Source organism: Burkholderia sp. AU30280, from assembly GCF_020420125.1.
In the GTDB taxonomy this organism is placed as follows: Bacteria; Pseudomonadota; Gammaproteobacteria; order Burkholderiales; family Burkholderiaceae; genus Burkholderia.
Genome location: NZ_JAIZRY010000004.1, coordinates 476227 through 487638, shown reverse-complemented (window position 1 = coordinate 487638; position 11412 = coordinate 476227). Strand labels below are relative to the sequence as shown.

Genomic DNA, 11412 nt, shown 5'->3' with positions numbered 1-11412 from the left:
ACGACTCAGGTTGGGCGATGCACGGCATCGAGGTGGTCGAAATGATCGAGGATCAGCGACAGCGTCGTCCACAGCACGCGTTCGTTGTCCGTCTGCAGCGCAGGTGCGGCCAGACCCAGTTTGTCGGCCAGCGCGTGCGTGCGGTCGCGATCGAGCAGCGCCGCGAGGTCCATCGCCGGGGCGAGCCGCCCACGCTTGGGGCCATGCACGAGCCGGTCCGGCAAGTTCAGGCGCGCGCCGAGATCGCGCAGGCATTGCTTGTCCGGATCGGGCGCGATGCTTATCAGATGCGCGACGACGGCATCGTCGACGAACGGCGGATGCAGCTCGACCGACGCCGCGTCGAACAGCGCATGGCACAGCGGCAGGTAGTTGGCCGACCGGTCGCGACGCAGCACCTGGTCCGCGCCGTCGCCGGTAATGGCCACCTCGACGCCGTCCGCGGCCATCGCCTCGGCGAGCAGCAGCTTCGCGACCGGATGCAGGTTGAACATCGGCTCCTCGACCGCATGCGTCGTTCTCGGCAGCGCCGCGACGAAATCGGCCTCGTTCGCGCGCACGATCTTCACGTTCGCCTGCATCTGCTCGGCCAGTTCGAGTGCGGCATCGCGCTCGCAATAGTCCGGCATGTCGGTCACGAGCACGTAGGACATCACGTGCCGCTGCGCACCGAGTTCGCGCAGCAACGCGAGCAGCAGCGCCGAATCGAGCCCGCCGCTCAACGCCAGCGCGGCACGCTTGCCGCTGTCGAGCGCGCGCTGCAGCGATGCGCGCAGCACGGTTTCCAGATCGGCGTGCCGCGGCCGCTCGGGCGCCGGCTGCACGGTCAGCCCTTGCGGCGAACGGATCAGCGCATGGCCGGGCGGCACCGCGCGCACGTCGCGCAGCACGGTGCGGTCGATCGGCCGCTCGCCGCTCAGGTAGCCTGCGATGGCCGCCGGGTCCGGCTCGCCGGCCGGTTGCCCCGCTGCGCGCAGGACAGCCTGGATGCCGGACGCCGTCGCACCGCTGCGTGGATGGTAGTGAAGCCGGTCGAAGCCGAACAGGTCGCGCGTGCCGACGATCATGGATAACGAGCCTTCAAGGCGTCCACTTCAATGCGTTTGAGGATGCGATGCGGCGCCACCGGCGCGCTGCCGCCCTGGCAATGCAGGCACGCTTCGAGCGGCGCCTCGCGTTGCAGATAGGCGAGCATCGCGTCGAGCATGCCCGCGTCGTCGCGCAGCGGCAGGCCGTCGGCTTGAAAATCCTTCTCGCCCTTGTAGAGCGTATGGAAATGCGCCGGACGCGTGCATGTGTAGAACATGCCGTCGCGAATCATATGGCAGCGCTCGCGTATCCAGCAATCGTGATAAAGGCGCTGCGCGGCGTCGCGATCGGTACCGGGCTCCGCGCGGTTCATCGTCGTGAACACGTCCTGCACCTTCCAGTTCAGGCGCACGTCGAAGCGCGCGGCCTGGCGCTCGATGTGCGCGACCAGGTCGGGCGACAGCGCCGGCTTCGGATAGCGCGAGATCGTCAGCGCATCCACTGCCTGCCAGAACGCGTCCGTCATCTCGCCGAGCTTCAGGCCGTTCGTCGTGACGGAGATCACCGGCGCGATGCCCGTGGCACGCACCCGCTGGACAAGTTCGACGAGCGCCGGATGCAGCAGCGGCTCGCCGCCGACCAGCTTGAACATACGCGGACGCAGCACCTTCGCCGCCTTGCGCAGATCGGCCTCGAGCGATTCGGGGCTCGCGTGCCACTCGGGCAGCAACGGCGACAGCGAGCAGCATTCCGCACAGGTCAGGTTGCAGTGGTCGACGACATGCGCTTCGAGCGAGCGCGTCAGCACGCGCCCGTCTTCGACGCGGTAATCGCGATCCAGCGGCGGCGGAAACACATGCTTCCGCTCGGCCGGCGGCGACGGATTCGACATCCGGTTCAGATTCGCATTCACTTCAGCGTCCTGTTTCCACACAACGGGAAAAGAAATCGACGAGACGATCGCGCGCATCCACCATCGCGGACGCCATCGTCACCGCGCCGTTCAGATGCGATGCAAAGCGCGACGGATCGTCGAGCCAGCCTTGCACGATCCAGAGCTTGAGCGCGTGCTGCAGACACGCGGCATCGACCGCCCATGCGATACGCGCGGGATCGACCGGCCGGGTCCGCCGGTATGCCCGCACGAACGCCTCCGCCAGATGCGGCGCCTCCAGCGGCAGATGGTTCAGGCAACGCACCAGCTCATATTCGCGCGGCGCACCGATCGACGCTTCCCAGTCGAGAATGAGCGGCGGCAGCGTGCCCGTGAACAGATAGTTGAACTGGTTGTAGTCGTTGTGGATCGGGCATTGCGGATCGCCGGCAGGAAACGCGTCGATGCTGCCCGGATAGTAGCGCTCGAGCATGCGCAGCGCGAGATCGACGTAGCGGCGCAGGTTCTCCGCGCCGTCGTTCGAGCGGCCGCGATCCAGCGCGTCGAGCAGGCTGCCGCGCACCGCGTCCGCGTCGATCGCGGTCAGCCGTGCGCGGATCGTGTCGACCTGCGGCAGATGAAGTTGCTCGAGGCTCAGATGCAACGCCGCCAGACTCTCGCCGAGCGCATCCCATTCGGCCGGTGAAAACGTGTCGTAGGTTCTGAACTGCCCGGTTTCCCAACGCGTCAGCATCGCGTGGGCAGTTGACCCCGCCCAGAGCGGTGCGCCGGCTGCCGTGCGTTTCAGCGCCTGCACATGGAAACGGGCATCGCCGTGCGTCTCGAAGTGCGCAAGGACGGCCGCTTCCTTGGCCGCACGCGCATGATGTTCGGACGCGTAGAGCTTGACCGCTACGCCGCCGTCAGCGGTCGGCAGGTGCCATACGCGTTCGCCGACCTGGCGCGGCTGCCCGCTTGGGCCCAATGCGTAGGCCTCGCGGATCTCGTCGAAGGTCGTGGCGAGCGGGTCCATTCAGATGTGCTCGGCCGGCCCGTATCGATACGGATGGCCGCTCAGGAACGTGTTGTGCCCGACATAGCGCACCTTGTACATCGCCGGGCGGAACAGCACCGACGCAGCGTTGTTCGCGATGCCGAGCAGCGGATACAGGTCCTGCCGCACGAAGAACGCGTTGTTGCCCATGTCGTCGCAGCAGACGAGTTCATAGCCCTTCTGCCTGCCGAGGTGGACGAGCGATTCGAGGCTCGCGCCGTAGTACGTCGAACCGTCCCATTCGTGGTCCGGGTTGAAGCACATGACCCAACGCTCGGGTGGCGTGTAGTACGGGTTGTATTCGATTACGACGATGCGCGGCTGGAATGCCTGCAGGCCGCGCCAGACCCAGTAGTCGTTGCCGTCGATGTCGATCGACAGCAGGTCGAAGTCGGTTGGCGTGTTCGCCTCGGCGAGCAACGTGTCGATCGTGTCGGGCTGAACGCGGTCGTGGTGCAGGCGGACGCGGTCCGCGCCCGCGTAGTGGGCCGCCAGCTTGCCGAAACGGTATGCGCTGCCTTCCACCAGCACGCCGGACCACTCCTGTTCGCGCAGCAGCCGCGCGGTGTTGCTGTTGCGCAGGCCGTCGCTTGCACCGATATCGACGCAGAAGCGGTGGGTCGGCGCGATCCGCTCCATCAGGCGCGACAGGATGCCTTCCTCGGTGCCCTGCGCGTACAGGCTTTGCGCAAGGCCGGACAGGTCGAGCGGGAAAGGATGATCCTGCATCGAGGGGGCGGCTCCGGGTCGGAATTGAGATAAGTATTCGGAGCGTAATTTACCCGAAGTCGATTGAGGGCAGGAAACGGAAATGCGCGACACTGCCGCGCTTCACCGGCACGGAAATGAAAAAGCCCGCATCGACAATACTGTCGATGCGGGCCCGATGCGTCTCCGGCGGCTTCGCGCTGCCATGCGCCCCGGCTTCGTACTGCTGCCTGGCCGCATCACACGAACGGAAGCGTCAGGACAATTACTCCTGCCCCTGGCTCGTCAGGAACTCCTCGTAATTGCCGCCGAAGTCGAACAGCGTGCCATCCGTGCGCACTTCGATGATCCGGTTCGCCAGCCCGCTCACGAATTCGCGGTCGTGCGACACGAAGATCAGCGTGCCTTCGAACTGCTCGAGCGCGATCTGCAGCGACTCGATCGACTCCATGTCCATGTGGTTGGTCGGCTCGTCCATCAGGAGCACGTTGTGGCGGCCGAGCATCAGCTTGCCCCAGATCATGCGGCCCTTCTCGCCGCCCGACAGCACCTTCACCGACTTCTTGATGTCGTCCGACGAGAACAGCAGGCGGCCCAGCGTGCCGCGCACCATCGTTTCGTCGTCGCCGTCCTTGCGATACTGGTCGATCCAGTCCATCAGCGTGATGTCGTTCGGGAACTCCTCGTACGTGTCCTGCGGCATGTAGCCGACATTCGCGTTCTCGGACCACTTCACCGTGCCGTGATCGAGCTCGAGCGCGCCGAGCAGCGAACGCAGCAGCGTCGTCTTGCCCGCGCCGTTCTCGCCGATGATCGCGATCCGCTCGCCCGGCTGAACCGACAGGTTGAAGTTCTGGAAGATCGTGCGCTCGTACTTCTTCGTGATCTCTTCAGCCACCACCGCGACGTTGTGCAGCTTCTTCTCGAACTCGAAACGGATGAACGGGTTCTGGCGCGACGACGGCTTGAATTCCTCGATCTTGATCTTGTCGATCTGCTTCGCGCGGCTCGTCGCCTGGCGGGCCTTCGACTTGTTCGCCGAGAAGCGGCGCACGAAGTCCTGCAGCTCGGCCACGCGCTCCTTCGCGCGCGTGTTCGCCGCGGCCTGGCGCTCGCGCGCCTGTGCCGATGCGAGCATGTAGTCGTCGTAGTTGCCCGGCCAGACCTTCAGCGTGCCGAAGTCCATGTCGGCCATGTGCGTGCACACCGCGTTCAGGAAGTGACGATCGTGCGAGATGATGATCATCGTCGAGTTGTACTCGTTGAGCGTGTGCTCGAGCCAACGGATCGAGTTGATGTCGAGGTTGTTGGTCGGTTCGTCGAGCAGCAGCACGTCCGGCTTCGAGAACAGCGCCTGTGCGAGCAGCACCCGCAGCTTCCAGCCCGGCGCGACGTCGGCCATCGTGCCGTTGTGGAATTTCTCCTCGATGCCGATGCCGAGCAGCAGCGCGCCCGCGCGCGCCTCGGCGTCGTAGCCGCCGTATTCGGCGAACTTGCCTTCGAGCTCGGCCGCATGCATGTAGTCGTCGTCGGTGGCTTCCGGGTTCGCGTAGATCGCGTCGCGCTCGGTCATGGCGGCCCACATCTCGGTGTGGCCCATCATCACGACGTCGAGCACGCGCACGTCTTCGTACGCGAACTGGTCCTGGCGCAGCTTGCCCAGGCGGACGTTCGGCTCCAGCGCGACGTTGCCGGCGCTCGGCTCGAGGTCACCGCCGAGGATCTTCATGAAGGTCGACTTGCCGCAGCCGTTCGCGCCGATCAGACCGTAGCGGTTGCCCTCGCCGAATTTGACCGAGATGTTCTCGAACAAGGGCTTCGGCCCGAATTGCATCGTGATGTTGGCAGTAGAAAGCACGGCAGGTCCCGAAAGGATAAATCGACGGAAAACCGCGTATTTTAGCAGGTGTCGGAGAAACTGCCGACCACGCCGTTCCGGCGGCGCATTTCAGCCCCCTGGCCCGGCGTCCGGCAGCCCGCCAACACGGCGGCTCGCGCCCCACCGCCGCCTTGCCGGAATCCCGGATGCTTGCCAGCCAGATTCGCGAACGACGCGTCGGCGCGTGGCGCCTCGTATCCGAAGAAATCCGCCCGCGCGACGGCAGCGCGGTCACCTACCCGCTCGGCCGCGACGTGCGCGGCTGGATCCTCTATACGCCTGACGGCTACATGTCTGCCCAGCTGATGGCCGCCGGCAGGCCGCCCTGCGCGGACGGCGACCTGCAGGGCGACACCGCCGACGAACGCGCGGCGGCGGCGGTGGCTACATCGCCTATTCCGCCCCCTTTCACGTCGCCGACGACGGCACGCTGGCCCACGAAATGGACCTCAGCCCGTTCCCGAACTGGATCGGCCACGTCCGGCAGCGCGCCGTCAGGCTCGACGGCGATCGCCTGCCGCTCGGCACTGCGGCCCCGGTACGGATCGACGGCCTGGAAGTCGATGCCGTGCTGCTCCGGGTGCGCGCGGGCCGCTGACGCCCGTCACTTGCCGGCTTTCGCCGCCGCCCGCTGCGCCGCCTTCGCATTCATATGCCCGAACAGTTCCGAGCAAGGCACATCCCTGTTGTTGCTCGGCGCGATCAGCGGAATCAGGGCCGCGAACGGGTTGATCAGCCCGAGGCCGATCATCGCGCCGGCACGCAACGCGAGCGCGCCGGCATCGACGCCGACGTCCGGGTTCTTGAACGTACCCTTCGCGTACAGCGGCGAGCGCAGCGAGAAGATCCGGAACCCCTTCGTGTGCGGGTGGATCTTCAGGTTCAGCGTTTCGTCGCGCAGGCTGATCGGGCCGTCGACGTTGATCAGCGCGTCGTCCGTATCGAGCGCGAACACCTTCGGGTCGAGGATGCCGTTGGTCGCGACGAAGTCGATCGCTGCACAGTTGATCTTCACGTCGTTGTTGCCGAACAGCTTCTCGTAGACGACGTTCGCGACGTTCAGCCCCGCCGCTTCCATCAGCAGGCGGCTGATACGGCCGTCCGTCACGAGCGCCTTCACCTCGCCGGTCGACGTCGCGGCCAGCGCGGCCGGCGAATTGCCGGTCGCCGACAGCGACGCATCGCCGTTGATCTCGCCGAGCGCCGACTGCATGACCTTCTGCGCCGGGAACAGTTGCTTGAGCTTCAGATGCCGCGCGGCCACCGTGAAGCGGCCCTTCAGCGGCGCACCGCTGCCGTCGAGATGCGCGGTCGTTGCGAGCGTGCCGCCCGCGACGCCGAACTGCAGCGGCTCGAGCGACAGCACGCCGTCCGTCATCACGATGTGCGTGTACAGGTTGGTGATCGGCAGATCCGAACTCTTGACCAGCTTGCGGCCCGTGAACTTGACGTCCGCGTCGAGTGCGCGCCAGCGGTCGGTGCGGAAGGTTTCGACCGGCAGCACGCGGCTCGACGGCTGTTTCGTCGTGTCGCCGCGCCTGGCCTTGCTCGCGGCCGTATCCGCGCCGATCACCGGGGCAAGATCGGAGAACTGCAGCAGGTTCGACACGAGCTCGCCCGACAGCTTCGGTCGCGGTTCGCGCTGCTCGTAGACCAGTGTGCCGCCGAGATCGCTGCCGCCGACGCGGCCGTTGAAATTCTCGTAGCGGAACGTGCTGGCCTTCCGCTTGAAGTTGCCGATCAGCCGACCTTCGGTCGCGTAAGGCGGCGTATCGGGCAACGTGATGCCGCTGAGCTGATAGAGATGCGACATCGACGTGCCCTGCAGCCACAGCCGCAGGTCGATGGCCGCGAGATGCATCGGATCGGTCAGCGTGCCGACGATCGCGAGGCGCGTGTCGCCGGCCTTCACGTCGGCCTGCAGCGGGAACGGCCGCGACGCGTCCTGGATCGCAAGCACGCCGCCCAGCTTGCCGGTACCGCTGATCGGCACGTTCTTGTAGCGGCCGTCGACCTTCAGCCCGAACGCATAGGTCGGGCCGGACGGCTTCGCGGGCGCCGCGACGCCGCTTGCACCGGATGTGGCGGCGGCAACAGCCGATGCTGAAGAGGTGGACGAAGACGACGAAGCCGCCGCCACGGCAGACGCGACCGACGCGCCCGTTGCCGACGCCGCACTCGCAGCCTGCGCGGCGGAAGCGCTCGACGCGGCCTCCGCATTGGCCTTCGCGCTCAGTTGCGCGGCGCCGCGCTTGCCGACACGCTGCGCCGATGCCGCGCGCGAGGTCTGCTCCTGCTCCTTCAGCACGTCGCCGAGCGGAATCGGTTGCCCGAGCGTATCGATCGCGACGGTCAGGTCGGCCTTCGTGATCGCGTCGCGATACGTGACGGTGCCCTTCGCGAAGCCGAAGCTGTCGAGCCGTACTTTCCACGGCGACGGCTGCGACGATTGCTTGAACTGGAAGGTCCACGTGTTGCGGCCGTCGGCAAGCCGCTCGAGGTCGACGGCCGGATTCACGACGTCGATCGACGGGATCACGATTTCATGCGCGAGCAGCGGCAGGATTGCGAGATCGAAGTGTGCGGCGTCGAGCGTGACGAACTTGGGCGTCTTCGCCCAGTCGGGGTTGCCGATCTCGAGCTGGGTGGCCGTAAAGCTCGGCCAGGGCACCCACGCGCGCCAGCCGGTTTCGCCGTCGGGGCGGCGCCAGCCGATCTTCAGGTCGCCGTTGATCGCGAATGGGCGGCCGAGTGCGGCTGTGACCTGTTCGTTGACCCACGGCTTCGCGCGGTTCCAGTCGAAGACGAAGAGAAAGACGCCGGCCGCCGCGATGAGCACCGCGACGATACCGACGATCCATGCAGCCGATTTGCCGATGGCTCGGGCTAGCGTCATGGCGGTTCCGTAGTTGTTCTGAAATGATGCCGCGCCATGCCGGGCCGCTTGCGTGGACGAACGGCGCACGACACCCGCGGCTTTTCAATCGGTATTATGACGCACGCCATCGTGACGTTTCGGCGCCATTAACGCTTTTTTTCATTTGTGACATGACAGCCCCCACCGGCCTCATCGATGCAGCGCGCATCACGCGACGCGATGCCAGCAGCGGCAAGATCCTGCTCGCCCCGACCGATTTCAGCCTCGCAGCGGGATCGCGCATTGCTATTACCGGGCCGTCCGGGTCGGGCAAGAGCGTGCTGCTGCGCGCGCTCGCCCTGCTCGATCCGCTCGACGGCGGCCACATCCTGTGGCGCGGCAAACCGATCCGGCGCAATGCGATCCCGCGTTACCGTCGCAGCGTCGCCTATGTACGCCAGCGTCCCGCGCAGATGGACGGCACCGTCGAGTCGCAGTTGCGCTATCCGTATTCGCTCGCGATCTATCGCGACGTTGCGTTCGATCGCGCGCGGGCCGAAGCGCTCGCCGCGCAGGCCGGCCGCGGCCCCGACTTTCTCGACAAGCGCGCGAGCGACCTGTCGGGCGGCGAAGCGCAGATCGCCGCGCTGCTGCGCGTGCTGCAGCTCGATCCCGACGTGCTGCTGCTCGACGAACCGACGTCCGCGCTCGACCCCGAGTCGGCGCGCGCGATCGAGGCGCTCGTCGGCGCATGGTTCGACGCGGCGCCCGCCGCCCGCGCGTACATGTGGATCTCGCACGATCCGGCCCAGGCCGCGCGGATCGGCACGAGGCGGCTCGTGATGCAGGCCGGCGTGATGCAGGTTGCCAACCCGACGGAGGCCACGCAATGAGCCCCGCACTGCAGGACCTGAGCCTCGTCGACGTCGGCATCGCCGCCGCGCTCGTCGCGGTCAACGGCGCGATCTCGATGGCCCTGTCGCTCGGCCTCGGCCGCAAGCTCGCGCTCGCGGCCGTGCGCACCGTCGTGCAGTTGCTCGCGATCGGCTACGTGCTCGGCTGGGTGTTCGGTCATCCTCACTGGACCGTCGTGCTGCCGCTCACCGCGCTGATGACGCTGATCGCCGGGTTCGCCGGCGCGGGGCGCGGCAAGCGCACGTATCGCGGCCAGCGCATCGACAGCATCGCGTCGATCTGGTTCAGCAGCTGGTTCGTCGCGGCGGTCGGCCTGTTCGTCGTGATTCGCATCCATCCGTGGTACGCACCGCAATACGCGATTCCGATCCTCGGGATGATTCTCGGCAATACGCTCACGGGCGTGTCGCTCGGCGTCGAGCGGATGATGGAAGAACTCACGGCGCGCCGCGATCGCGTCGAAACCGCACTCGCGCTCGGCGCAACGCGCTGGGAGGCCGCGCAGGACGCTGCGCGCCAGGCCGTGCGCGCCGGTATGCTGCCGACGCTGAACCAGATGGCCGTCGTTGGCGTCGTGAGCCTGCCGGGGATGATGACGGGCCAGGTGCTGGCCGGCCAGTCGCCGCTGCAGGCCGTGCGCTACCAGATCGTGATCATGTTCCTGATCGCCGCCGCCTCGGCGCTCGGCACGGTCGGCGCGGTGCTGATGACCTATCGCCGGCTGTTCTCGGCCGATCACCGCTTTCTCGCGGCGCGGCTCGAAGAGCGCGCGCACTGACACGCGGTGCCCTCGCGCGATGCGTTCGCGCGGCTCGCCAATCAGCGCGCGCTGCGGCGCTTGCCGATCGCCTGCCGCAACGCGGCCGCGATGTCCGCGTCCGGCGCGAGCCCGTCGACCGACGCGACGAGCCTCACCGCGCGCGGCGTCGTCACATAGGCCTGCGCGCCGACATAGCCGCCGCTGCCGGCCGAGCGCATCGTCACGACGAGCGCCTGCGGCGCACGTGCACCGAGGTCGGCCGTGAATGCATCGGTGACCGTACCGTCACGCGCATGCAGCGCGCCCGTTACGTAATCGTCGGTATCGAAGCCGGGTGCGGCATGCGCGGTCGAATACACGCGCACCGCGTAGCTGCCGGTCGAGCACGGTTCGAGGGCGCCGCTCGACACGACCGCCACCTGCTGCCGCGCCGGCAGCTCGACCTTCTTCACGAAACTGCAATCGTCGGCCGCATGCGCGTGCGCGGCGACGAGCGCAAAGGCACACGGCAACGCGCGCATTCGGTATTTCATCGGGATGTCGTGACAGGAAGGTGATGATGCGGGCGAGCATAGCGCGCCATGCGCATGACGTCACGCAGGTCGCCACGCGACGCTGTCGGACGTCAAACGACTACCCTGCCGTTGCAGCAACACGGTACCACGCGGCAGGTAGCGGGAAAGCATCGTGACGGCGACACGAAACGGCCACATGTCGCCGGGCCGGCCCGCAGGTCGAATCCGTTGCGCGCACACCGGCTCCGGCGCCGGCCCACGCTCGCCGCTCAGCGCTTGATCGACACGGTCACTTTCGTGCCGTCGCTCATCGTGACGACCTTCGACCCGCCGTTGGTCGGGATCGACACCCACTTCACCTGGCTCACCGACACGACGTCCGGGCACTGCAACGACTTGCCGCCGGCCGTCACGCTGCGCGTGCCCTTCGGCGCGGCCGCCTGGAAGCTCATCTGCACGTTGGCGATCCCCTTTGCGTCGATCGACGGCGCGAGCCGCACCTGGGTCTGGCGCACCATCGCGCCGTTCTCGTCGCGCGGCAGGCTGTCGACGTTCGGGCAACCATCGGGCATCGCGACCGCGCCGCTCGGCGGCACCGACTTCCAGTTGAAGTCGTCCGTCTCGCCCGAACGGATCTTGCGGGTCTCCTGCGTATTGCCGAAGGTCTTCGAGTCGACCTTGACGGTGTATTCGAGCTGGCCGGTACCGCCGCCCTTCAGGCTGCCCTTGACCGGCGGCGCCGCGAATGCGCTCGCGCTGACGCACGCCGCCGCGAACACGACCGACCACGAAGCGGCGACTGACAAGCTGTGTTGGCTCAT

General features: G+C 67.1%; 10 protein-coding genes and 1 pseudogene. 3 read left to right on the top strand and 8 right to left on the bottom strand.

The genetic code is table 11. From position 1 onward, the window contains the following. Positions 1-5: 5 nt before the first annotated feature. From LGN17_RS12520 to LGN17_RS12500, 5 genes are all read right to left on the bottom strand, one after another. Positions 6-1067: an asparagine synthase-related protein gene (locus LGN17_RS12520; protein ID WP_226197092.1), complete on the bottom strand. Its 1062-nt coding sequence runs from the start codon at positions 1065-1067 to the stop codon at positions 6-8. Further along, entirely contained in the window at positions 1064-1942 is an 879-nt protein-coding gene (locus tag LGN17_RS12515) for a 4Fe-4S cluster-binding domain-containing protein (protein ID WP_226197089.1), read from the bottom strand. Before LGN17_RS12515 ends, LGN17_RS12520 begins: the two co-directional genes overlap by 4 nt. Before the next feature lies 1 nt (position 1943). Next, the gene (locus tag LGN17_RS12510) at positions 1944-2936 is read right to left on the bottom strand and encodes a phosphotransferase enzyme family protein (RefSeq protein ID WP_226197088.1); all 993 of its coding nucleotides are present in this window, start codon (positions 2934-2936) and stop codon (positions 1944-1946) included. Next, on the bottom strand, positions 2937-3686 hold the full coding sequence (locus LGN17_RS12505) for an FkbM family methyltransferase (protein ID WP_226197086.1): 750 nt from the start codon (positions 3684-3686) through the stop codon (positions 2937-2939). A 244-nt stretch (positions 3687-3930) separates the two neighbouring features. Further along, positions 3931-5523: an ABC-F family ATPase gene (locus LGN17_RS12500; RefSeq protein ID WP_226197084.1), complete on the bottom strand. Its 1593-nt coding sequence runs from the start codon at positions 5521-5523 to the stop codon at positions 3931-3933. Positions 5524-5690: 167 nt separating this feature from the next. On the opposite strand from LGN17_RS12500, the pseudogene LGN17_RS36695 reads away from it, so the two are divergent. Beyond that, positions 5691-6142, top strand: a pseudogene (locus tag LGN17_RS36695) (lipocalin-like domain-containing protein). 6 nt (positions 6143-6148) lie between these two features. Here LGN17_RS36695 and LGN17_RS12490 read toward each other — a convergent pair. Then, positions 6149-8440, bottom strand: coding sequence for an AsmA family protein (locus LGN17_RS12490; protein ID WP_226197082.1), 2292 nt, complete (start codon positions 8438-8440; stop codon positions 6149-6151). A gap of 152 nt (positions 8441-8592) precedes the next feature. Here LGN17_RS12490 and LGN17_RS12485 point away from each other — a divergent pair, with 152 nt between their 5' ends. Together LGN17_RS12485 and LGN17_RS12480 are read left to right on the top strand one after the other, a co-directional pair. Beyond that, positions 8593-9294: an ATP-binding cassette domain-containing protein gene (locus LGN17_RS12485; RefSeq protein WP_226197080.1), complete on the top strand. Its 702-nt coding sequence runs from the start codon at positions 8593-8595 to the stop codon at positions 9292-9294. Continuing rightward, positions 9291-10094, top strand: a complete 804-nt coding sequence (locus tag LGN17_RS12480; RefSeq protein ID WP_175971808.1) for an ABC transporter permease — start codon at positions 9291-9293, stop codon at positions 10092-10094. The genes LGN17_RS12485 and LGN17_RS12480 overlap by 4 nt, the downstream gene beginning before the upstream one ends. A 41-nt stretch (positions 10095-10135) precedes the next feature. On the opposite strand, the gene LGN17_RS12475 is transcribed toward LGN17_RS12480, so the two are convergent. After that, the gene (locus LGN17_RS12475; RefSeq protein WP_226197078.1) at positions 10136-10609 is read right to left on the bottom strand and encodes a PliI family lysozyme inhibitor of I-type lysozyme; all 474 of its coding nucleotides are present in this window, start codon (positions 10607-10609) and stop codon (positions 10136-10138) included. Positions 10610-10860: 251 nt separating this feature from the next. Further along, positions 10861-11412, bottom strand: coding sequence for a DUF6013 family protein (locus tag LGN17_RS12470; RefSeq protein ID WP_226197067.1), 552 nt, complete (start codon positions 11410-11412; stop codon positions 10861-10863).